20 protein-coding genes are annotated in these 21,066 nt (G+C 66.3%); 14 read left to right on the top strand and 6 right to left on the bottom strand.

Annotated elements, in window-relative coordinates; translation table 11 throughout:
• Window positions 1-7 precede the first annotated feature (7 nt).
• The gene (locus AC1DYK_RS05715; RefSeq protein WP_478165377.1) at window positions 8-2,770 is read right to left on the bottom strand and encodes an AMP-binding protein; all 2,763 of its coding nucleotides are present in this window, start codon (window positions 2,768-2,770) and stop codon (window positions 8-10) included.
• Window positions 2,771-3,233: 463 nt separating this feature from the next.
• A complete protein-coding gene (locus AC1DYK_RS05720) occupies window positions 3,234-3,473 on the bottom strand; it encodes a glycine zipper domain-containing protein (RefSeq protein ID WP_478165378.1) in 240 nt (79 codons plus the stop codon).
• Window positions 3,474-3,913: 440 nt separating this feature from the next.
• Here AC1DYK_RS05720 and AC1DYK_RS05725 point away from each other — a divergent pair, with 440 nt between their 5' ends.
• Both AC1DYK_RS05725 and AC1DYK_RS05730 read left to right on the top strand, forming a co-directional pair.
• Complete coding sequence (locus tag AC1DYK_RS05725) at window positions 3,914-4,321, top strand: CBS domain-containing protein (protein WP_478165379.1); 408 nt, start codon at window positions 3,914-3,916, stop codon at window positions 4,319-4,321.
• A 190-nt stretch (window positions 4,322-4,511) separates the two neighbouring features.
• A complete protein-coding gene (locus AC1DYK_RS05730) occupies window positions 4,512-4,985 on the top strand; it encodes a universal stress protein (protein ID WP_478165380.1) in 474 nt (157 codons plus the stop codon).
• Between the two features lie 44 nt (window positions 4,986-5,029).
• On the opposite strand, the gene AC1DYK_RS05735 is transcribed toward AC1DYK_RS05730, so the two are convergent.
• Window positions 5,030-5,260, bottom strand: a complete 231-nt coding sequence (locus tag AC1DYK_RS05735; RefSeq protein WP_478165381.1) for a hypothetical protein — start codon at window positions 5,258-5,260, stop codon at window positions 5,030-5,032.
• A gap of 243 nt (window positions 5,261-5,503) precedes the next feature.
• Between AC1DYK_RS05735 and AC1DYK_RS05740 the strand changes: the two genes are divergently transcribed.
• The 6 genes from AC1DYK_RS05740 to AC1DYK_RS05765 all read left to right on the top strand — a co-directional run bounded on the left by AC1DYK_RS05740 (window position 5,504) and on the right by AC1DYK_RS05765 (window position 10,110).
• Window positions 5,504-5,713 (top strand): hypothetical protein, encoded by a 210-nt coding sequence (locus AC1DYK_RS05740; RefSeq protein ID WP_478165382.1) that lies wholly within the window; start codon window positions 5,504-5,506, stop codon window positions 5,711-5,713.
• A gap of 49 nt (window positions 5,714-5,762) precedes the next feature.
• Window positions 5,763-6,599, top strand: coding sequence for a L,D-transpeptidase (locus AC1DYK_RS05745; protein WP_478165383.1), 837 nt, complete (start codon window positions 5,763-5,765; stop codon window positions 6,597-6,599).
• A gap of 76 nt (window positions 6,600-6,675) precedes the next feature.
• Window positions 6,676-7,329 carry a BON domain-containing protein gene (locus tag AC1DYK_RS05750; RefSeq protein ID WP_478165384.1) on the top strand — a complete coding sequence of 218 codons (654 nt, stop codon included), beginning with the start codon at window positions 6,676-6,678 and terminating at the stop codon, window positions 7,327-7,329.
• Between the two features lie 134 nt (window positions 7,330-7,463).
• On the top strand, window positions 7,464-7,802 hold the full coding sequence (locus AC1DYK_RS05755) for a DUF302 domain-containing protein (RefSeq protein ID WP_478165385.1): 339 nt from the start codon (window positions 7,464-7,466) through the stop codon (window positions 7,800-7,802).
• Window positions 7,777-9,264, top strand: coding sequence for a trypsin-like peptidase domain-containing protein (locus AC1DYK_RS05760; RefSeq protein ID WP_478165386.1), 1,488 nt, complete (start codon window positions 7,777-7,779; stop codon window positions 9,262-9,264). Before AC1DYK_RS05755 ends, AC1DYK_RS05760 begins: the two co-directional genes overlap by 26 nt.
• 15 nt (window positions 9,265-9,279) lie before the next feature.
• Window positions 9,280-10,110 (top strand): universal stress protein, encoded by an 831-nt coding sequence (locus tag AC1DYK_RS05765; RefSeq protein WP_478165387.1) that lies wholly within the window; start codon window positions 9,280-9,282, stop codon window positions 10,108-10,110.
• A 126-nt stretch (window positions 10,111-10,236) separates the two neighbouring features.
• On the opposite strand, the gene AC1DYK_RS05770 is transcribed toward AC1DYK_RS05765, so the two are convergent.
• Window positions 10,237-11,742 (bottom strand): thymidine phosphorylase family protein, encoded by a 1,506-nt coding sequence (locus tag AC1DYK_RS05770; protein ID WP_478165388.1) that lies wholly within the window; start codon window positions 11,740-11,742, stop codon window positions 10,237-10,239.
• Between the two features lie 127 nt (window positions 11,743-11,869).
• Between AC1DYK_RS05770 and AC1DYK_RS05775 the strand changes: the two genes are divergently transcribed.
• The 6 genes from AC1DYK_RS05775 (at window position 11,870) to AC1DYK_RS05800 (ending at window position 18,074) form a co-directional block, all read left to right on the top strand.
• The gene (locus tag AC1DYK_RS05775) at window positions 11,870-14,545 is read left to right on the top strand and encodes a bifunctional acetate--CoA ligase family protein/GNAT family N-acetyltransferase (protein WP_478165389.1); all 2,676 of its coding nucleotides are present in this window, start codon (window positions 11,870-11,872) and stop codon (window positions 14,543-14,545) included.
• Window positions 14,546-14,615: 70 nt separating this feature from the next.
• Complete coding sequence (locus AC1DYK_RS05780) at window positions 14,616-14,831, top strand: YgaP family membrane protein (RefSeq protein WP_478165390.1); 216 nt, start codon at window positions 14,616-14,618, stop codon at window positions 14,829-14,831.
• Window positions 14,828-14,962: a hypothetical protein gene (locus AC1DYK_RS05785; RefSeq protein ID WP_478165391.1), complete on the top strand. Its 135-nt coding sequence runs from the start codon at window positions 14,828-14,830 to the stop codon at window positions 14,960-14,962. The genes AC1DYK_RS05780 and AC1DYK_RS05785 overlap by 4 nt, the downstream gene beginning before the upstream one ends.
• 395 nt (window positions 14,963-15,357) lie before the next feature.
• On the top strand, window positions 15,358-17,079 hold the full coding sequence (locus AC1DYK_RS05790; protein WP_478165392.1) for a PHA/PHB synthase family protein: 1,722 nt from the start codon (window positions 15,358-15,360) through the stop codon (window positions 17,077-17,079).
• A gap of 129 nt (window positions 17,080-17,208) precedes the next feature.
• Window positions 17,209-17,352, top strand: coding sequence for a hypothetical protein (locus AC1DYK_RS05795; RefSeq protein ID WP_478165393.1), 144 nt, complete (start codon window positions 17,209-17,211; stop codon window positions 17,350-17,352).
• A 2-nt stretch (window positions 17,353-17,354) separates the two neighbouring features.
• Window positions 17,355-18,074 (top strand): beta-ketoacyl-ACP reductase, encoded by a 720-nt coding sequence (locus AC1DYK_RS05800; RefSeq protein WP_478165394.1) that lies wholly within the window; start codon window positions 17,355-17,357, stop codon window positions 18,072-18,074.
• On the opposite strand, the gene AC1DYK_RS05805 is transcribed toward AC1DYK_RS05800, so the two are convergent.
• Both AC1DYK_RS05805 and AC1DYK_RS05810 read right to left on the bottom strand, forming a co-directional pair.
• The gene (locus AC1DYK_RS05805; protein ID WP_478165395.1) at window positions 18,049-20,589 is read right to left on the bottom strand and encodes a cation-translocating P-type ATPase; all 2,541 of its coding nucleotides are present in this window, start codon (window positions 20,587-20,589) and stop codon (window positions 18,049-18,051) included. The two genes, AC1DYK_RS05800 and AC1DYK_RS05805, sit on opposite strands and share 26 nt — an antisense overlap.
• Before the next feature lie 22 nt (window positions 20,590-20,611).
• The gene (locus AC1DYK_RS05810; RefSeq protein ID WP_478165396.1) at window positions 20,612-21,040 is read right to left on the bottom strand and encodes a universal stress protein; all 429 of its coding nucleotides are present in this window, start codon (window positions 21,038-21,040) and stop codon (window positions 20,612-20,614) included.
• Window positions 21,041-21,066: the final 26 nt, after the last annotated feature.

Genomic DNA, 21,066 nt, shown 5'->3' on the forward strand with positions numbered 1-21,066 from the left:
CCTCGGCTCATCCCGCGGCCAGGGGTTCCCTACAGCCTTCGGCGATCCGCTCACGAGCCCGATCGCGCAGACGCACCGCATCCGACCAGGTGTTTGCCTCGACGGCGAGCGGCGCGTGCACCTGAACCGAGATCGGACTGCGGCGCGGCCACCAGGATCCATCGCGCAACACCGATCGCGTGCCACGCAGGCTGACCGGCACGACCTGTAGACCCGCTTGCGTCGCGGCGACGAATGCGCCCATGTGGAACGGCTGCACGCCTGGCGCTCGGGCGAGCCTGCCTTCAGGGAAGTACACCAGGCTTTCGCCCTCCCTGGCTGCCTGCACCAGGCGCTTGGCGTCCTCGACGCTGGCGTGCACGTCATCGCGCTCGACGAAACGCACACCCATGCGTTCGAGAATCCACTTCAAGGGAGCCGACTGCGCGAGCTCTCGTTTTGCCACGAAGCATGCTCGGGCCGGAAGTACTGCGGTGAGCAGCAGCCAGTCGAGGTAGCTCGCATGATTGGACACGATGATCCACGAGCCGCCTTCCAGAGTCGCGGAGCCCTCGACATGAATCGGTAATCCACACACTCGCAAGCCCAGGCGCGCGATCGCGCGCGCAGCCCGCTTGCGCACCGCCTGAGCGGGCAGCAGCGCAGCGGCGGCGGCGGCCAGGGTAGCCCCGACACCGAACACTGTCCACAGCCAAGCGGCAAAGAGCGCGGATGCGCTCCGTTGCACGGGTTCGCGCATGCGCCGCTGCAGGGCTTCCAGCCACAGGATCGTCAGCTGCCAAGCGACGCCGCGTCGCGACTGGCCAAGCTTGCCCTGCTCATACAGGCTGCGGCACGCCGCGCGCCGAATCTTGCCGCTGGAGGTCTTGAGAACCGCGTGCGGCGGGGCCAACACGATGTCGTCGGCGGGCAGGCCCAGCACCTCGATCGACAGTTGAGCGATCCGGTCGCGCAGGCCGGCCCGGGCCGCCGGCGCCTCCAGGCGGGTCTCCGCCAGCACGACCACCCGTTCGCTGCGGCTGTCTGGATCGGTGGCCCCAAACACCGCGACGCAGCCGCGCCGGATGCCCGGCAACGCGCCGACCACCTCCTCGAGGTCATAGGGATGGATGTTGTGGCCGCCCCGGATGATCAGGTCCTTCACCCGGCTGGTGAGGAAAACCTCGCCATCCACGACATAGCCGACATCGCCCGTGTCGAGCCAATCGCCGTCGAACAGCGCATTGTTCCCTTCGGGATTGCGAAAGTAGCCGGTCGTGGCCGAGGGCCCACGAAACTGGATCCGGCCCTCATGCCTGTCGGGCTGTTCCGCGCCGTGCTCGTCCACGATGCGCAACTCATGGCCGGGCAACGGCATGCCGCAGCCGACCACGCGCATCGCGTCTGGCCGCACGGTGTCGACAGGTTCAACGCGCCCGTCGTCATGCAGCGCCTGCCGATCGATGACGTCGATCTTCGGCCCACGGCACAGCGGCGGGAAGGCCAGGCCGACGCCACATTCGGCGAGGCCGTAGACGGGCATCATCGCGCGCCGGTCGAAGCCGAATCGTTCGAAGCGTTCGCAGAACAGTGCCAGCGTCGCAGCGTGCACCGGCTCGGCGCCGTTCATCGCGGCCCGCCAATGGCTCAGGTCCAAGCCCTGCAACTCGTCGTCCGGCACCTTGGTGGCGAGGATCTCGTAGGCGAAGTTCGGCGCCGCGGTCAGCGTGGCGCAGTGTTCGCTGATCGCACGCACCCAGCGCGATGGCCGGCCGAGGAAGGCCTGCGGCGGCATCAGCACCAGCGGCACGCCGTGGTAAAGGCTGCCCATCCAGGCGCCGATCAGGCCCATGTCGTGGTACAGCGGCAGCCAGCTCACAAAGACGTCGCCGGGTCCCACCTTCAGAGCTTGCCCGATGGCCCGGATGTTGGCCAGGAGGTTCGCATGCGTCAGCACAACGCCCTTGGGTTGGCCGGTGCTGCCCGACGTGTACTGGATCAGGGCCGTGTCCTGTGCGCCGCGGACCACCGGATGCCACGGTCCGGCCGGAGCGCGCAGTCTGTCCACGGTCACGACCGCGCGCAGGTCGGGAGCGCCCGCACGCAGAATCCGCGCCGCCGGCAGCGCCTGCTCATCGCTGATCAGCAGCACCGCCTGAGCGTTGGCCAGGATGTGTGTCTGGCGGCGCAGGTGATCCTCGATCTGCGAGGTGCGAAAGGGTGGGTAGAGCGGGATCGGGACGCCGCCCGCCAGCAAGATACCCATGAAGCACTCGAGGAACGCCAGGCTGGTGGGCAACATCAGCGCCACCGCCTCGCCAGGCGCAACGCCCAGGCACTGCAGCGCCACAGCCATCGCGCGAGCGTGCTCGAGCAATGTGGTGTGATCGAGTTCCTGCGGCTCCTGCTCGTCGCGCAGCAGGACGGCATGGCGCCGCGCGCCGGCTTTGTCGGCATGCCACTGCAGAACGTCCAAGAGCGTTTGCGCGTGGTGCGGAAAATCTGCCGCGGCAACTCCGAGCGGTGCTGAACCAGGCGCAATGGCGGTGGCCGGTCGGGCGCTGCTGCGTGGTAGCGCAGCAGCCAGTGCGCGCAAAAGGTCGCGCGGCGTCTGCGCGGCCTCCATTGCGGCTTCCGGCATGCGCACGTCGAACGCCTGCTCAAGCCGTAACATCAGTTCCATCCGCGCCAGGCTGTCGATGCCAAGCATGCGCTGCAAGTCATCGTCCAAGTTCGGCGGCACCCGCTCGCCGCTGCGCAGTTCATCCAGCAGCGTCTGGATCACCGACATCAAGCGCGCCGATGTCGCGTCTGGTCCGCCTGACGCGTCTGACGTGACGGCAGCGTGCGACACGGCGCCTTCGTGAGCAGCGGGCATGGGCAGTCCGCCGAACCCTACCGCCGACCGCCCTCGCGTCCTTGATCAGCCCACTCTCCACGAGCAGGCCTCATTGGGGGCGCGACGGCGTCCGCCTGCACTCGGTCGATCGCGAGGCGGGCCGCATGCATTGCCTCGCAGAGGGCGCCACCGTGGACATCATCAAAGGTCATGCCGATGCCCGATAGGACCGGCGGCCCCTCGACGGTGAAGCTCCACGAATAGCCACACTCTCGATGCTCGGCATGAACGAAGATTGTCCTGCCTCGATGGCTCTGAGAATGTTTCATGCTGCACCTGGGGCTGGTGGATTCTGAAGAAGGCCGACGGCTCAAAGGCATTCGCCTGATCCATCGAAGAACGCCTTCCTGATGTCTCAGCGCCGGGTTGCGAGGAAGCCAATGACGAGGGCCGCGGCCGCCGCAATGCCGATCGCGGTGTAGGGGTGATGGTGCACGACCTGGTCCGTGCTTCGCGCCGCATGGCGTGCCTTGTGCAGCGCGTTGCTCTGTAGGTCGTCGATCAGCGTACGAAGCTTGTGAAGGGTCTCGTTCGTCGTCGCTGAAGAGCAGGCTTTCTGCTCCTGCACCGCGGGGGTCTGCGTATTGTCGTTCATGGATCGGCCTTTCGAGAATAGGGTTGACGCACGACGTTTTCATCGTAGGCACGGCCACATCGGCGCCCTTGACCTGCATCAAGGGAGCGATGCAGAGGCGACGAATTGGCCCGGAGCGCGGTCGAGCTTTCTTGCGCGCCAGCCTCCCACGCTGGCACCCAGCTTGGGGTTCGGTCGCAGGCTGCACATTGCGGCATCAGCCGAGCGGCACCGGCTGGCGACGCCGAGCACGTTGAGGGGGGCGAGCCCGGTACCGGTCCTCCTGGTGCGTGCACCGCAGGTTTTGTGGAAGAGCCACCGCCGCCAGCGGCAAACGCCTGCGTCGCCTGCCCGGTGGCCAGCGTGCGCTGACGGTCGGCGTTTGGCTTGCGCTCGATCAAGCCTTGTTCGTGCCGCTGGATTTAGTGTTCGCACATTCCAATCACGACGTGAGGAAACCCATGAGCCAACTCATTGCTTCACTGATGCAGCGCACCATCTCCAGCGTGGCTATGGACGACACTGTGGCGCAGGTCGAAGCGTTGCTCGCCAGCAAGCGATTGACCTGGGTCCCGGTCCTCGAGCCCGCTCGAGGCGAGCCTGTGGGCGTCATCAGCGCCTGGGACATCGTCAGCTTCCATGCACAGAAGCAGAACCCCGCCACCACGCACGCATGGCAGATGTGTTCGTACAAGCCGATCGTCGTGGACGTCGAAACGCCGGCCGCCCTCGTGGCATCGCTCATGGTGGAACGAGGCATTCACCATGTGGTGGTGACCGATCGCAATGGACTCGCGGGCGTGGTGTCTTCGCTGGATTTTGTCCGGACCTTTGCCCCGGAAAGCAGCCATTCGAAGGGTCGCCCGTGAACACACCGCGACCCCGTAGGCCGCTCATCGCCGCGCTGATGCTGTTCGCGTTCCAGGGCGCATGGCATAGAGGTGACTTCGGCGTTTGACCGAGCGCAAGCACCACTGTTCACCCTCGACGAAGATTCGAAGCACTCGTCGCGACGGCCGGTGGCGAGCGCATCCGTGTAACGGCCGGCAAGGAAGAACCATGTATCAACACATCCTCGTTCCCATCGACGGCAGCGAGACTGCCGAACAAGGCCTCTACGAAGCGATTCGCCTGGCCGCGGACCAGAAAGCCCGGCTGCGCCTGTTGTATGTCATCGACGATTTTCCAATGCTCATGGAGATGTCCAGTGTCGCGAACTTCGACACATCGCTGCAGAGACTGCGTGACTATGGGCAGCAGCTTCTCTCGCAATCCCAGAAGCTGGCGAACGACTCCGGCGTGCAGGCCGATCCAGTCCTGCGCGAGGTCACGGAAGGCCGAGTCTCCAATACGGTGGTGGACGAGGCCAAGACTTCCGCGTGCGACCTGATCGTCATGGGTACGCACGGTCGGCGGGGCATCAGCCGCATGGCCCTTGGCAGCGACGCGGACCTCGTCGTGCGAACCAGTCCCGTACCTGTCCTGCTGGTCAGGCAGAACTCGCGTGACAGCAGGTCTGAGACCGCGGAGTAGATCTTGCAGCCGACCCACAGTTTCTTCAGGGCGGCTTCGAGTTGCTAGCCGTCCAACGGCACGCCGCCGCCAAAGCGGCACGCCCACTGATCCCAGAGCTCCTGGTTGACAGCCACCAACGCCTTCTCCCAGGCAGCGAGGACCTGATACTGGCTTCGCTGAGCCTGAACGCAGGCGTCGACGAGCGCCCTATGCCAGTGCAACGCCAAGGTCGCGTAGCCATCGCGAATCGGCGATGCCTCCGCGAGAGTAGAAGTCAGTGTCATATCGTTCATGGGTGGCCTTTCATGGGACGATGGATGCAACGGTTCATGTTAGACGCAGCGCTCTGCTCCAGACTTGCGCCACATCAAGATCTCCCGACTTGCGCCATCACCTGGCAAGCCCTTGGCAGGGGGACACCTATTACCGACGATTGACACAGTGTTTCTCACCGATGCGCAACGTTCGCGAAGGCGTAGCGAAGCGGGCCTAGATTGGAGTGATGGAATCGCCCCTTTCGTGTTCAGGAGACCATGATGACCACCTCGCATGCTTCCGACGCCTACGAACTTCGCTTCCACGCCCTCTTCGCAGACCGCCGCTCCTTCTCGTTTCCGTGCGATCCGACAGGGTACGTCGACATGGATTCGCTGAGCGAACGCGCCCTGAACAACTACCTTTACGCCCGAGCGGTGATGGGGATGGAAGTGTCATGGCCGGACGTGCGTCCGAGTGCAACGCACTGAACCCTACCACCGGCGAACGGCGAGTTCGGCGCAGAGTCGAACCCTCAAGATGTCCGCCTCCTTTCGCCGCATTGCCGCCTCGTTGATTGCGCTTGTCCTCGGTCTGGGCGGGGCCTGCGTCGGCCACGGCCAGCCGGGTCCCGCAGAGCTGCGCACCGCCTACCGCGACCAGGTCGACCGCCAGCTGGACGTCCCGGCCGACGAGAGCCAGCGATACGGCCTGCTTGCAGTCGCAGCGCTCGAACATGCCGGTGTCGATCCAGTGCCGGCGCAGTACGTGGCGTTGGTCGACCGCAGCCCGAACGTGCAGGCGATCTTCATCTATTGGCTGGCAGCCGGGACGTCTCTCGAATTGATCGGGGCTTCGCCCGTTTCGACCGGACGCGGCGGCGAATTCGATCACTTCCAGACCCCGTTGGGCGTCTACGAACACACGCCATCCAACCCTGATTTCCGCGCCGAAGGAACTCGCAACGAGAATGGCATCCGCGGCTACGGCCTCGCCGGCATGCGGGTGTTCGATTTCGGGTGGCAACAGGCCGAGCGGCTGTGGGGGCATGGCGGCATCAGCACGATGCGGCTGCAGATGCACGCCACCGATCCCGGCTATCTGGAGCCCCGCCTCGGCAGCGTGCAATCCAAGGGCTGCATCCGGATTCCGGCGAGCCTGAACCGCCTGCTCGACCACTTCGGTGTGCTGGACGCGGACTATCTCCGCGCCCGTGCCGAGGGTTCGCCGATCTGGGTGCTGCCGGCCACGCAAACGCCGGTCGACGACGGCGGCCGCTATCTGGTCATCGTCGACACGGAGCGAACGGTGCGACCTGCCTGGGCGCCCGCGCCCGGAGCCCCCGACCGGCGGAAACCCGTCCCGCCTGCGCCTTGATCCAGCGCAAGGCTGCCCCGGCAGTGCCTTCCTAAAGTGATGCTCCTTCGCCTCCTCACTCCACGAAAGGAATCCCATGAGATCCGACGCACAACTCCGAAGCGACGTCCAGGCGGAACTGGACTGGGACCCGGCGGTCAAGTCCTCCAGCGTGGGGGTGGTCGCCAATGACGGCGTGGTCACGCTGACCGGCCATGTCGGCAGCTACGCAATCAAGTACGCCGTCGAACGTGCGGCCCAGCGCGTCAAAGGCGTCAAGGCGCTCGCCATCGAGATCACGGTCAAGCTGCCCGCTTCCGATCAACGCACCGACGCCGACATCGCCGCGGCGGTCGAGCGCGGCCTCGAGTGGTCCGCGCTGGTGCCGGCGGGCAAGATCAAGCCCCTGGTCGAGGGCGGCTGGGTCACCCTCAACGGCGAGGTCGATTGGGAATACCAGCGAAAGGCCGCCGAAAAGGCAGTGCGCAATCTGATGGGCGTCACCGGCGTCTCCAACCTGCTCAATCTCACGCCAAAGGTCGTCCCGTCGGACGTCGAGAAGCGGCTGCACGATGCCCTCGCGCGGCAGGCCGATCGGGAAGCGGATCGGATCCAGATCACGGTGACCGGGTCGCAAGTCAACCTGCGGGGCCGGGTCCATTCGTGGGCCGAGTTCAATGCCGTGCAGGGCGCGGCCTGGTCCGCGCCGGGTGTCACCTCCGTCACGAACGACCTCGTCGTTCAAGACTGAGCCCGACCACGATCCAGAGGCCACACAACCGACTGGAGTCGCCGCTGGCCGCCTGAAGCATTCATCCGGGAGCAAGCACCATGTATGGGTTCACCGTCGCGCTGAGCCGCATCCCCTTCAACGACGTCGTCGCCATGGTCGTCGATGCCCTCAAGGGCGAAGGATTTGGCGTCCTCACCGACATCGACGTTCAACGCACGATCAAGGAAAAGCTCGGCGTCGAAATGGGCGCCTATCGGATCCTCGGCGCCTGCAATCCGCAATTGGCCCATCGGGCCTTGCAGGCCGAACCCAACATCGGGCTTCTGCTGCCCTGCAACGTGATCGTTCGCGCAGAGCCGCCCGATCGCGTGGTCGTCGGCTTCGTGAATCCGCAGAGCCTTGTCGGCCTTTCGGGCGCGCCCGAGATTTCGACGCTCGCCGACGAAGCTGAGCAGCGCCTGCGTCGTGCATGTGCACGCCTCAATGTCTAAGACTGGCATCACCCTTGCGCTCGGGCGCCGCCTTGCCGTGCTGGTTTGCGCGAGTCTTCTCGGCGCGTGTGCCCTCGGCCCGCAGGCATCGCCCGCCCCCTTCGTTGCGACCGAAACCAGCGGACCGGCCGATGCTCCTTTTTCATCGCTTGTCGCCGCCCGAAATGCCAGCGTGGTCGATATCAGCACCCTGCGGATCGGCCGCCACGAAACGGCGGAGGATCTCGAACTGGAGTTCGCGCCCGAGACCGATTTCGCCGACAGGCTGGCGTTGCCTTTTCCGGCGGGCGCGCGGGTCAGCGAGATCCGCGACCTGGCCTCCGGCATGGTTCTCACGAGCGACGGCCTGATCCTGACCAGCGCCCACGTGGTCGCCGACATCGACGAAGTCCAAGTCCGCCTGGGCGACGGCCGTCGGTTCCCGGCCAAGGTGCTGGGCCTCGACAGGCGCAGCGATATCGCACTGCTGAAGATCGACGCGACCGGGCTTCAGAGCGCCGTCATCGGCGATTCGTCGAAACTCGCGCCGGGCGACTGGGTCGCGGCCATTGGGGCGCCTTTCGGCTTTCACGGGACCGTCACCGCGGGCGTGGCGAGCGCCGTCGACCGCTACATCGGCGGTGCCGGGGGGATCCCCTTCATCCAGACCGATGTGGCCATCAATCCCGGCAGTTCGGGCAGCCCGCTGTTCAACCATCGCGGCGAGGTCGTCGCCATCAATTCGATGATCTACAGCGGCAGCGGCGGCTACATGGGCCTGTCGTTTGCGGTGCCGATCAACCTCGCGATGAAGGTCGCAGCGCAATTGAAGGCCTCAGGTCGGGTCCGGCGGGCCCGCATCGGCGCCGACTTCCAGGAGATGACGCCCGCGCTGGCCCAAGCCTTCGGCTCGAAGGAGATGGCGGGCGGCGCGCTGGTCGTTCTCGTGGACGCCGGCAGTCCGGCGCAGGCTGCGGGGCTGACCGGGGGCGACATCGTCATCGCGCTCGACGGCGCGCCGATCGCGCACTTCACCGAGCTGCTGCGGCAGATTGCCGAACGCCCGCCCGGCAGCCACGCCCGCCTGGAAGTCTGGCGGCAAGGCAAGAGGCAGACGATTGGGGTGACGCTCATGGAGGAAGCGTCGCCCAGGAGCACCCTGCGACCCGACCTCTCCTTCGAGTGGAACGACGGCCTCGGTCTGCGTCTCGGCGAGCTGACACCATCGCAACACCTCCAGTTGGGCAGCATTAGTGGCCTGATAGTCCGCGAAGCCGCCGGCGTCGCCCGCAGCGAAGGCGTTCGGGAGGGGGACCTGATCGTCGCGGTGAACGAATTGCGGCTGAACCGCGTCGAGGATTTTCGGCGCCGCCTGAAGAGCGTGCCGCCAGGGCGGACCGTGGCGCTGCTGATCATGCGGGACCACAGGATGGCCTACGTGCCGGTCCGGGTGCCGAAGACGCGGACCGCCCCGCCGGATTGAAGCTGGAGAACCGCCGTGGAAACACCCATCAAGTCATTGCTCGTCCACCTGGACGGCACGGCCGCCGTCGGAACCCGGTTGAACCTGGCACACCAATTCGCCGCCACTTGCCACGCGCGGGTGAGCGCGCTGTTTGCCGTGGCACCGCGCTATCTTTCTGTTCTTCCTTCGGTGCCCGGCATGCCCTCAATGCCCTTGGGCGCCCCGGTCGATCCGGATCATCGGCTGCTGGCCATGAACGCTTTCGAGAAGGCACGGCAGGCCAGCACGCAGCCGTGCGAATGGCTGGAGCTCAACGGCGAGCCCGTCGTCGAGTGCTTTTCCCGTCGAGCCCTCACCGCGGATCTGCTGTTTCTCGGTCAGCGCGATCCCGATGATGTGTCCGGCTATGACGTGCCGGCTGACTTCGTGGAGTCAGTGGTCATCGAAAGCGGCCGGCCGGCGTTCATCGTTCCCTACGCCAGCGCGGCGAGCGTCGCGCCCAAGGTCGTGCTCGTCGCATGGAAGCCCACGCGCGAATGCGCGCGCGCCGTGACTTCCGCCCTGCCCTTCCTGCAGGGTGCGAGCCGGGTTTGTCTGATCGAAGAGGGTTGCGACCCGACGCAGGCAGCGCCGGTCGAGGTCCGGGAGTATCTGCGTCTGCACGGCGTCTCGAAGGTGCATGAACAGGCCAGGCTTTCGGAGCACCACGCAGGAGAGGAACTGCTCTGCGTCGCTGCGGATTGCGGCGCCGAGATGATCGTGATGGGTTGCTACGGACACAGCCGCGCCCGCGAATTGGTGCTCGGCGGCGCCACCCGGACCGTGCTGGCGTCCACCAGGGTCCCCGTCCTGATGGCGCACTGAACCGCTCAGTGAAAGGCGGCGGCCAGACAAAAATGCCGACGTCGGACACAGCCGGTGGATACTCTGAGTCCGGTGGGCAGCGAGGATCTGCGGTTGTCGAACGAATGTTGGCAATGCCAGGGCAAGTCACGAGATGGTTTCGACACGGACGACCGGCCACTGGGACCGCACGAAGCTCAAGGCGTATTGCAGCGCGCCCTGGCTTCCCGCATGAAGCGTGAAGAGAGGTTGGCCGAGTTCGACGCGGTCTTGCAGCTTCACGTGCATCAGGGCACCGGCCGCCGGATCGCGCGGCGCACCAGCCAGCTTGGCCGCCCGCGCCACGAGACGTGTGTCGATGGCCGACACCTTGCCGCTCGCCGGTGCTGTCGCGCTGTGCCTGTGGGCCGCCCGGGGTGGAATGCGCAAGCCGCCCTGCGCTTCGCAGATCGCGATGAACTTGGCCAACGCGCGCCCATCGTCGAGCACCTGACGCGCCATGGCCTGGCCGGCGCCTGACCCGGCCTTGCCCGCCATCTCCAGGATCAGCCCGGCCAGCATCAGCGAGCGCTCTCTCAGATCGAGCGGTGCGTCGGCGGCACGCTCCAGGACTGCCATCACGTCCATGGCCTCCAGCGCAGGGCCGATCCCGCGCCCCACGGGTTGGTTGCCGTCAGTGAGCACCGTGCGTACCTGCAAACCCAGGGCAGCGCCGACCGCCGTCAGGCTTTGCGAAAGAAGATCCGCGGCCTCCACGCTCCGAACCTTGGTCTGCGGGCCCATCGGCAAGTCGATCAGCACTCGCTGGGAACCCACCGCGGATTTCTTGGAGAGGATGGATGCGACCAGCAGGCCCTCGCTGTCGATGCTGAGTGGCCGCTCCACACGGATCAGTAAATCGTCGGCCGGGCTGATCCGCGTGTTGCCGCCCCACACGATGCACCCGCCTTCGCGCTCCACGACGTGACGCATCCCCGGAACATCCAGCGCGACAGGCGCCAGCGTTTCCATGGCGTCGGCGGTACCGGCGGCCGAGGTGATGGCGCGCGAGGAGGTCTTGGGCATCATCACGCCGCAGGCGGTGACGATGGGAACGACCAGCAGCGTCGTCCGGTTGCCGGGCAGACCTCCAATGCAGTGCTTGTCCATGACAGGCGCGCCGCCCCAATCGATGCGCTCGCCCACGTCGACCATCGCTCGCGTCAGCGCTACGGTCTCGTCGAAATCGAGCCCCTTGCGGGCGCAAAGCGTGACGAACGATGCAAGGTGGATGTCCGCGAGCCGGCCGTGGCTCACATCCTCCATCAACGCGCGCAGCGCGCCATAGTCAAACCTGCCGCCGTGCACCTTGGCGCGCAGGTGCGCGAGCGAATCCAGCAGCGGTGGATGGCGTACTTCGACCATTTCGCCTTCAACCGCTCCCAGCATGGCCCAGGCGGCATCCGACAGCGCGATCTCCTCGCGCTGAAGCCAGTCGGCGCTGACGTGATTCAGGATGGCAAGCAGATGCCGTCCGTTGGCGATCACCTCGACCTGAGTCTGAGCCTCGAAGCCCTCGGCGCGGCAGACATGACAGTCGCCGCGCATGTAGACCACGGGCTGCTGGTAGGTGTCGATGCCGGCTCGGCGGGCGGGGATGCGATCGAAGGCCATTGGCGGATCCTTTCTTTCAGCGGTTCCTTCATCGAAGATTGGCATCCGGCGATCCGAACCGCTTGACCTTCATCAAACCGGCGACGTCTCGCGGCCCGCAAGATGGGTCCCCACAGAAAGCTCTCTCATGACCATTCGCCACTTGGACCGCCTGCTCTCGCCGACTTCGGTCGCCGTCTTCGGCGCCTCCCACCGGGCCGGCAGCGTCGGCTCGACCGTCTGGCGCAACCTGCGCGCGGGCAGCTTTGCCGGTCCCGCCTATGCCGTGAATCCCAAGCACACCTCCCTGGACGGAGTGCCCGTGTTCGCCAAGGCGGCGCACCTGCCGGCGGCGCCGGACCTGGCCCTTCTGTGTACGCCTGCGGACACGATCACGCAACTGGTGGCTGAACTCGGGGCGATCGGCACCCGCGCGGTCATCGTCATGACGGCGGGACTCAGCGCGGCGCAGAAGCAATCGGCCCTCGACGCAGGGCGCCCCTATCTGATGCGCATCCTGGGACCCAATTGCATCGGCCTGCTGAGCCCACACATCGGACTCAACGCCAGCTTTGCCCACACCGACGCGATACCCGGCGAAATCGCCTTCGTGTCGCAATCCGGCGCATTGGTCACTGCCATGCTCGACTGGGCCAAGAGCCGAGGGATCGGCCTCTCTCATCTCGTGTCGCTCGGCGATCATTGCGATGTCGACTTCGGCGACTTGCTCGACCACCTGGCCAACGATGCCCGCACCCGGTCGATCCTGCTCTACATCGAATCGGTGGAATCTCCGCGCAAATTCATGTCCGCCGCGCGCGCGGCGGCCCGCAACAAGCCGGTGATCGTGGTCAAGGCCGGGCGCGCGGGCCATGGCCTACGAGCCGCCGCCAGCCACACGGGCGCGCTGGCCGGCTCCGACGTCGTCTATGACGCCGCCATCCGGCGCGCGGGCATGTTGCGGGTCGACACGCTGCAGGATCTGTTCATCGCCGCCCAGACGCTGGCGCGCTTTCGCGGCAATCGCAGCGAAACGCTCACCATCATGACCAACGGCGGCGGTGCCGGCGTCATGGCGGCCGACGCAGCAGCGCGTGCCGGCGTGGCGCTCGCCGAGCCCGGCGAGGCGCTGATGGAACGGCTGAACGCCATGCTGCCGGACCATTGGTCACATGCGAATCCGGTCGACATCATTGGCGACGCGCCCGTCGAGCGCTACACCGCCACGCTCTCCTCCCTGCTGGCCGACGAATCGACCGGCGCCGTGCTCTTCGTGCACGCACCGACCGCCATCGTGCGCAGCGACGACATCGCCCGCGCTTGCCTTCCATTGCTGCGACGGACCGTTCCGCGCGTCATGAGCACCTGGCTCGGGGACGCCGCGGTCGCACAGGCGCGCCAGATCTTCGAAGAGGCCGGCGTACCCGACTATCCGACGCCGGAAGAAGCGGTCCGCGCGTTCGCGATGTTGCAGACCTACCGGCGCAACCAGGACACCCTGATGGAAGCGCCCAGCGCCAGCGAGAGGCCGACGCCCGATGTCGCCGGGGCGCAGCTGCAACTCGACACGGCGCTGGCGGAAAACCGCGAATGGCTGGGCGAGCAGGAAGCCAAGACCGTGCTCAAGGCCTACGGCATCCCTGTCGTTCCGACGCTGAAAGTCGCAGCCTCGGCCGAGGCCATTTTTTCCGGAGCGCGCGAGTTGGGCTATCCGTTGGTGATCAAGATCGACTCGCGGGACATCACGCACAAGTCCGATGTCGGCGGCGTCACGCTCGGCCTTCGCGATCAGGCATCGCTGGACCGCGCGGTCAGCGACATGCTGCGGGCTGTGCATGCCGCCCGACCCGAGGCGCGCATCGATGGCTTCACGCTGCAGCCCATGGTGCACCGCAAGCACGCGCAGGAGGTGATCGTCGGCGCCCGCATCGACCGTGTTTTCGGTCCCGTCATCCTGTGCGGCCAGGGCGGGACTGCGGTGGAAGTCATGGCCGACAGCGCCATTGGCCTGCCTCCGCTCAACCGGAGCCTGGCGCGCGAGCTCGTGTCGCGCACACGCGTGTCGCGGCTGCTGGCCGGCTATCGCGACCACCCGCCCGCGCAGATGGATGCGCTGTACGACGTGCTGATCGCGGTGTCCCAGCTGCTCGCTGACTTGCCGCAACTGGCCGAACTCGACATCAATCCGCTGTGGGTCGACGAAAACGGTGCGCTGGCGCTCGACGCCCGCATACGGGTCGCGGCGGCGCCTGGCGCCGGCGCGGACCGCTTCTCGATCCTTCCCTACCCCACGCAGTGGATTCGCACCTGCGTCTGGAACGATCGCTCGATCACCGTGCGCCCCATCCGTCCGGAAGACGAGGCCCAGCACCGGCGCTTCCTGGAAAAACTCGACCCGGAGGATGTCCGCCTGCGTATTTTCCAGATGCGACGCGAGCTTCCGCGCAGCGAACTGGCGCGGCTGACCCAGATCGACTATGACCGGGAAATGGCTTTCATCGCCGAGGCCGCCGATGCGCAGGGCGTGCCCGAGACGCTGGGCGTGGCGCGCACGGTCAGCGATCCTGACCGCGTGGAGGCCGAGTTCGCCATCATCGTGCGCTCCGACCTCAAAGGAGGCGGGTTGGGAAAGCTGATGTTCGAACAACTGATCGACCATGCCAGGAGCCAAGGCATCGGCCGACTCGTCGGCCTCGTGCTGCGCGAGAACACGCGCATGCTGAACCTGTCCCGCACAATGGGCTTCAAGGCGGATCCGATCGAACCGGACTCCTCCGGCCTGCGGCGGATGGTCAAGGTGCTGAACGACAGCAACGAACCTTGATCTATCACAACATTCACGATGCCAGGACGGCGCACGATGAAGGCATTCGTACAGGCAAGGAGTCGACGCCATGATTCGCAACGTTGGAACCCTCGATCGCCTGCTGCGCGTGGGCGCGGGTGTGGTGCTGCTCACACTGTCGATCATGGGAATGATCGGGCCATGGGGCTTTGTCGGCATCGTTCCCTTGGTCACGGGCCTGGTGGGCAATTGCCCTGCCTATGCATTGTTCGGTCTCAGGACCTGCGCAAACACCGATTCGCCGGCCCCGAAGGGTTCGCCATGAAAATCACCGTCCCGCACCAAGGCCGGGGCGCAGGCATCGCGTGGAAGACGGCCGTTGCCTTGGCACTTCTGGGGGCAGGCGTGCTCTGGCTCGCCTCGGCCCTGGTGGTGGCCTGGGTGACGCAGGACTGATCACCGCCCTGGTTCAACGTCCGCTGTCGCAGGCGATTCAAACGCCCGGTGGCTGCACGCGCGGTTTACGCCTCAATGTGTCCAGCGCCAGTCGAGTGCGGCTCGTAGCGCCCGCGACACGGTTCGCCCTTGCGCGGCGTCAAACCGCGTTGCGACGATCGTGCCTCGTCTGGCGCACCGTGATCGCCTTGCCTCCCGCAACCTGGTGGCTCGATGCCGCGCCCTGGCGTAGAACCTTGTGGCGTTGTGTGCATGATCCGGATACGCCAGCGTTGCAGGCAGATGTCCATCCGAATTGATTTGGATCAAGGCCGGGCGCTGTGACGTTGCCAGACTCCAGTGCGCGTCGGCATCGCATGGTTGCCGGCATGGCCCGATCAAGGACAACAAACAATATGGACGACCCGAAGGATTCGCTGGACCGCACCCTGCATGCGGACATGGCCCAGCTGACCCGGGGCTTGTCGCCCGCCTCCCTGATGTTGGCGTGGTCGGACTGGGCGATTCACTTTGCGGCGCAGCCATCGCGCAGCTCGCAGGTGCTGCTGGTGCGTCCGTGGATGCAGGCGATGGAGACGGCCATTGCAGATTTCCGGTCCTTGCCGGACGTCGGAACGCCGACACCCTCCGCCAGCGAAAGCGATCGCCGTCTCGCGGATCCGTCGTGGGGCGCTTGGCCGTTCAATCTGCTGAGGCAGGCCTATGGCGCGCAAGAGCAATGGCTTCATGAGTTGACCGAAGGTGTGCCCGGCGTCGACCGCCATCACGAACAGATCGTCGCCTTCGCAGCGCGGCAACTGCACGCCATGTTCTCGCCGGCGAACTGCCTCGCGGGCAATCCAGAGGCCCTGCGGCAGACCGCAGCGACGGGCGGCATGAACCTGCTCCATGGCGCCCAGCACTGGGCGGAGGACTTGCAGCGCACCCTCCGGCACCTGCCGCCAAAAGGCGCCGAGGCTTTCGAGCCGGGGCGCCACGTGGCGGTGACACCGGGCAAGGTCATCCTGCGCAACCACCTGATGGAACTCATCCAGTACGCACCCAGCACACCCACGGTCCATCCCGAGCCGGTGCTGATCATGAGCGCCTGGATCATGAAGTACTACATCCTGGACCTGTCCCCGCGCAACTCCCTGATCCGCTACCTGGTCGACAAGGGCCACACGGTGTTTGCGATCTCGTGGCGGAATCCGGACGCCGACGATCGCGACCTCGGAATCGAAGACTACCTGTCGCAGGGCCTGATGGCGAGCGTCGACGCCATCCGGGCGATCGTGCCCGATACGCGCATCCACGCCCTGGGCTACTGCCTCGGCGGCACGCTGCTCGCGATCGGGGCGGCCGCCATGGCGCGCGACGGCGACGACCGGCTGGCCACGATGACCTTGCTGGCCGCGCAGACCGACTTCACCGAGCCCGGAGAGCTCAGCCTTTTCATTGACGAGAGCCAGCTCACCTTCCTGGAGGACCTCATGGCGCGCCAGGGCTACCTCGACGGCAAGCAGATGGCCGGTGCCTTTGCGCTGCTGCGTTCGATCGACCTCATCTGGTCGCCGATGGTGCAGACCTACCTCCTCGGCAAGCGCGCGCCGATGACCGACTTGCTTGCCTGGAACGCCGATGCGACACGCATGCCGTACCGGATGCATGCGGATTACCTGCGCAGCCTGTTCCTCGAAAACGCCTTGGCGCAGGGGCGCTTCGAGGTGAAAGGCAAGCCCTTGTCGCTGGGGGACATCAAGGTGCCCATCTTCGCCGTCGGTACGCGTACTGATCACGTCGCGCCCTGGCGCTCTGTCTACAAGCTGAATCTGCAGTGCGATACCGAGATCCGATTCGTTCTCACCGACGGCGGGCACAACGCCGGCATCGTGAGCGAACCCGGACACCCGCATCGCCGTTACCAGATGCTGCATCGCGCCGAGAATGCACCCTACGTGCCGCCGGAGGCATTTGTGGACAGCGCCGAGCATGTCGAAGGCTCGTGGTGGCCCGCGTATCAGGCCTGGCTGGCTGATCGTTCCGGCCGGCCGCGCAAGCCGCCGCGCATGGGCAATGCGCGCCTCGGCCTTGCGCCGGTCTGTGACGCGCCGGGCACCTATGTGCTGATGCGATGAGTCGGGCACGCCGCTGCGCTGGGGCCTTGCGCCGAAAGCCGCAATTTGATCCAGCGCAAGCCATGCGGGTCTCGCCCCTCCTACAGTGGGCGCCATGAGCGGCGTTGTCCACTCGCTCGAAAGGGCCCCATGAAATCCGATGCAATGCTGAGAAGAGACATCGTCGCCGAACTGATCTTCGGTCCCGCAATCACCGCCACCGACGTCGGCGTCATCGCATGGTCGATCCCCGGTGTTGCGAACGTGATCGACAACCTTCTCCTCGAGGCTTGAACATGCGTGTCGCACTGGTTACCGGCGGGACCGCCGGCATCGGGGCCGCCACGGCGGAGGCCCTGCTCGGCGCCGGCTACCGCGTCGCCGTCAACTATGGCTCGCGCACCGACCTCGCACAGGCGTTTGCCGCCAGAACCGGCATACCGGCGTTCGCCTGGAATGTGGCCGATCCAGTCGCGTGCCGGGAAGGCGTGGCGCGCGTGGAATCCGAAGTCGGCCCGATCGAGGTGCTGGTCAACAACGCCGGCATCACGCGCGACGCGATGCTGCACAAGATGAGCTTCGAGCAATGGCGCGAAGTCATCGACGTGAACCTCGGCGGCTGTTTCAACATGTGCCGCTGCGTGATCGAAGGCATGAGAGAACGCCGCTTCGGCCGCATCGTCAACATGGGTTCGGTCAACGGACTTTCGGGACAGGCCGGGCAGTGCAACTACGCGGCCACCAAGGCCGGGTTGATCGGGTTCACGAAGTCGCTTGCGCTCGAAGGCGCGTCGCGGAACATCACGGCCAATGTGGTCGCGCCCGGCTACACGGACACGTCGATGGTCGGCGCCGTGCCGCCGGAAGTGTTGTCGCAGATCTTGAAGGCGGTTCCCGCGGGTCGACTCGCGACCCCGGCCGAGATCGCGCGCGCCGTCGTCTTCCTCGCGTCGGATGAATCCGCATTCATCACCGGCATCACGCTGTCGATCAATGGTGGCAAGTACATGTCCTGAGCGTCCAATGACGCAAGGCCCACTTGCTGCACCCGAACCACAACAAGCTCAAGCTCGAAACGCCCAGCGCGCCCGCCAGCAGCAGCGCCGGAGGCTGTACGAATGAGAACAGCCGGCTGAAGGCCGGGACGGCCAGCACGACACCCAGGAGCACGATCGTAGCCGCGGCGATCCAGCCGAATTGCTTGTTCGATTCGCGGTTGTCGCGCCACGACCCGCGGCCCCATGACCGGTTGGCATGGATGAGCGCCAGGTTGGACAGCACGAGAACCACGAAGGTCAATGTTCGTGCCATGTCGTCGCGGTCGATATCCGGTGGGGCCAACAGCCGACCACCTGCGTAGACCGCGACCAGCAGCACGAGCAAGCCGCTGCCTTGCCAAAGGCCGCGGATCAGCACGACCTTGTCGAAGAGGTGCTGGTCGGCACGGCGTGGAGGCGTTTTCATGGCATCGCTCTCCAGAGGCAGGGACTCGAACACCACCGAGCAGGCCGGATCGATGATCAGTTGCAAAAACAGGATGTGCACCGGCATCAGCAGCATCGGCCATCCCAGCAGAACCGGCACTACGGACAGGCCGACGATCGGCACATGCGCGGCCACCACGAAGACGATGGCCTTGCGAAGGTTCGCGAACACGCGGCGGCCGTAGCGCACCGCGGTCACGAGCGAGGCGAAGTCATCGTTCATCAGGACCAGTGCGGCCGCCTCGCGCGCCACCTCGGTGCCGCGCGCTCCCATCGCCACCCCGATGTCGGCCGCCTTCAGCGCGGGCGCGTCGTTGACCCCATCGCCGGTCATGGCCACCACATCGCCCCGCGCGCCAAAGGCGCGGACGAGGCGCAGCTTCTGATCGGGCTGCACGCGTGAAAAGATGTGCGCCTCGGCGAGCCGCGCCTGGAGTTCTTCATCGGACAGTGCGGCCAGCTCGACCCCGGTGATGGCTGGCGCGTCGGCATTCAGACCGGCCTGCCGCGCCACGGAGACGGCGGTCGCGGAATGGTCGCCCGTCATCATCACGACGCGGATGCCGGCCTCCCGGCATTCGGCGATGGCCTGGGGCACATCGGGGCGGACGGGGTCTTCCAGGCCGACGAGCCCAAGAAACCGGAACTCGAAGTCGTGCTGCAACTCGGGGAGCGAGCCCACGCCGAAGGTGGCCTGAGCCACGCCCAGCACGCGCAGGCCATCGCGCGCCATCGAACGCACTTGCGCCGCCACGAGCGCGGCCTGATGGGCATCCATGTGGCAGAGGTCGACGATGGCCTCGGGCGCGCCCTTGGCCGCGATGAGCCGGTCGCGCTGGTCCGGCGACTGCCAGACGCGCGACATGGCCAGCATCTCGGGCGACAGGGGATAGTCGTCGATCAGCGTCCATTCGGCATGCAGGTGCTCTGTGCCGGCAAGCAGTTGCTGCCCGGTGGCGGCGATGGCGGACTCCATCGGATCGAAGGCCCGGCGATGGCTGGCAAGCACGGCGTATTCGAGAACGCCGTGCAACTCTTCCTGCAGCGCTTGACCCGCCGTTGACAGCCGGTCATAGACCGCCTCCCCGGACCACAGTCGCCGCACGGTCATCCGGTTGGCAGTCAGCGTGCCGGTCTTGTCCACGCACAGCACGGTGGTGGCGCCGAGCCGCTCGATGGCGGGAATGCTGCGGGCCAGGACCTTTTCGCGCGCCAGCCTCCACGCCCCCAGGCCCAGAAAGAGCGTGAGGACCACCGGGAGTTCTTCCGGCAGGATGGCCATCGCGAAAGTGAGCCCCGCCAGAACGCCGTGCAGCCAGTCGCCTCGCGTGATCCCATAGGCGACTGCGAGCGCGCCGGCCAGCGCCAGGCCGACGGCAGCCACCTGCTGGACCACGCGGCGCGTCTCTTGCTGGATCGGCGTGGACTCGACCGCGATGCCCGCGAGCGACTGGCCGATTCGCCCCAACGCGCTGCGCTCGCCGGTGGCGATCACGCGGCCGCGTCCGACACCGCGCGTCACCAGGGTGCCGGAGAAAGCTCTGGCGGTGTCATTCACCTGCCGCGACAACGGCGCCTCCTTCGCCACCGGCATCGACTCGCCGGTCAGCAGCGATTCGTCGATGGCGAGGTTGGCCGCTTCGACAAGGTCCATGTCGGCAGGCACGCGCTCGCCTTCCGCCAGCAGCACCATATCGCCCACCACCAGCTCGCGCGCGGCGATTCGGCGCGCCCTCGATTCGCGAAGAACCAGGGCCTGGGGACTGGACAGGTCGCGCAAGGCATCGAGTGCCCGCTCGCTGCGCCGCTGCTGGAAGAAGCTGATGCCCATGACCACGAAGACGAAGCCAAGCAGCATCAGTGCCTCCTGGGAATCGCCGAGCACCATGTAGATGGCGCCGCATGCCACGAGCAGGAGGAACATCGGCTCGGACGCCACCTCGCGCGCCAGCCTCCATACGCCGCGCGGGCGCGAGACCGGCAGTTCGTTCGGACCGTCTCGTTGCAGTTGCCGCGCCGCCTCGTTCTCGCTCAGGCCGCTGGACATGGGCGGAAACCGCGTCGGCAGGTCACTTCACCAGCACAACCGGCTGCTTCGCGGTCGCGAGCACGCGTTGCGCCACGGAGCCCATCAACAGATCGGCCACTGCACTGCGGCCCTTCGAGCCCAGCACGATCATGTCGAACTTGCCATTGTTGGCGCAATCGACGATTTCCTGCGCTACGTGGCCCGTGCGGATCTCCATGTCGTAGCCGATGCCGTCGGCCTGCAGCAGCTTGCGGGCCGGCTTGAGCTCCTTTTCGCTGAGTTCGCGCAGATAGTCCGCGACCTCCGCCTTGCCGACGAAGGCCTTGGCATGGCGCAGGCCGGTATCGTCGTGGACGCTGATCAGCGTGATCTTGTTCGACGCAGTGCGCAGCAGATGCGCGAGCCGGGCCGCGTACTTGACCGCGCGCAGGGCATTCTTGGACCCATCGGTCGCAACAAGGATCTTCATGGCACGAACCTCCAGTAGTTGTTGAT

The organism is Variovorax sp. P2_H12 (assembly GCF_056403395.1).

Excerpts from the sequence above, each read along its gene's own strand:
- AC1DYK_RS05750 (WP_478165384.1), top strand. The coding sequence starts at position 6,676 with ATGAGATCCGACGCACAACTCCGAAGCGACGTCCAGGCGGAACTGGAC.
- AC1DYK_RS05790 (WP_478165392.1), top strand. The coding sequence starts at position 15,358 with ATGGACGACCCGAAGGATTCGCTGGACCGCACCCTGCATGCGGACATG.
- AC1DYK_RS05795 (WP_478165393.1), top strand. The coding sequence starts at position 17,209 with ATGAAATCCGATGCAATGCTGAGAAGAGACATCGTCGCCGAACTGATC.
- AC1DYK_RS05720 (WP_478165378.1), bottom strand. The coding sequence starts at position 3,473 with ATGAACGACAATACGCAGACCCCCGCGGTGCAGGAGCAGAAAGCCTGC.
- AC1DYK_RS05740 (WP_478165382.1), top strand. The coding sequence starts at position 5,504 with ATGACCACCTCGCATGCTTCCGACGCCTACGAACTTCGCTTCCACGCC.
- AC1DYK_RS05730 (WP_478165380.1), top strand. The coding sequence starts at position 4,512 with ATGTATCAACACATCCTCGTTCCCATCGACGGCAGCGAGACTGCCGAA.
- AC1DYK_RS05780 (WP_478165390.1), top strand. The coding sequence starts at position 14,616 with ATGATTCGCAACGTTGGAACCCTCGATCGCCTGCTGCGCGTGGGCGCG.
- AC1DYK_RS05805 (WP_478165395.1), bottom strand. The coding sequence starts at position 20,589 with ATGTCCAGCGGCCTGAGCGAGAACGAGGCGGCGCGGCAACTGCAACGA.
- AC1DYK_RS05755 (WP_478165385.1), top strand. The coding sequence starts at position 7,464 with ATGGTCGTCGATGCCCTCAAGGGCGAAGGATTTGGCGTCCTCACCGAC.
- AC1DYK_RS05770 (WP_478165388.1), bottom strand. The coding sequence starts at position 11,742 with ATGGCCTTCGATCGCATCCCCGCCCGCCGAGCCGGCATCGACACCTAC.
- AC1DYK_RS05810 (WP_478165396.1), bottom strand. The coding sequence starts at position 21,040 with ATGAAGATCCTTGTTGCGACCGATGGGTCCAAGAATGCCCTGCGCGCG.
- AC1DYK_RS05715 (WP_478165377.1), bottom strand. The coding sequence starts at position 2,770 with ATGTCGGTGATCCAGACGCTGCTGGATGAACTGCGCAGCGGCGAGCGG.
- AC1DYK_RS05725 (WP_478165379.1), top strand. The coding sequence starts at position 3,914 with ATGAGCCAACTCATTGCTTCACTGATGCAGCGCACCATCTCCAGCGTG.
- AC1DYK_RS05775 (WP_478165389.1), top strand. The coding sequence starts at position 11,870 with ATGACCATTCGCCACTTGGACCGCCTGCTCTCGCCGACTTCGGTCGCC.
- AC1DYK_RS05745 (WP_478165383.1), top strand. The coding sequence starts at position 5,763 with ATGTCCGCCTCCTTTCGCCGCATTGCCGCCTCGTTGATTGCGCTTGTC.
- AC1DYK_RS05735 (WP_478165381.1), bottom strand. The coding sequence starts at position 5,260 with ATGAACGATATGACACTGACTTCTACTCTCGCGGAGGCATCGCCGATT.
- AC1DYK_RS05785 (WP_478165391.1), top strand. The coding sequence starts at position 14,828 with ATGAAAATCACCGTCCCGCACCAAGGCCGGGGCGCAGGCATCGCGTGG.
- AC1DYK_RS05800 (WP_478165394.1), top strand. The coding sequence starts at position 17,355 with ATGCGTGTCGCACTGGTTACCGGCGGGACCGCCGGCATCGGGGCCGCC.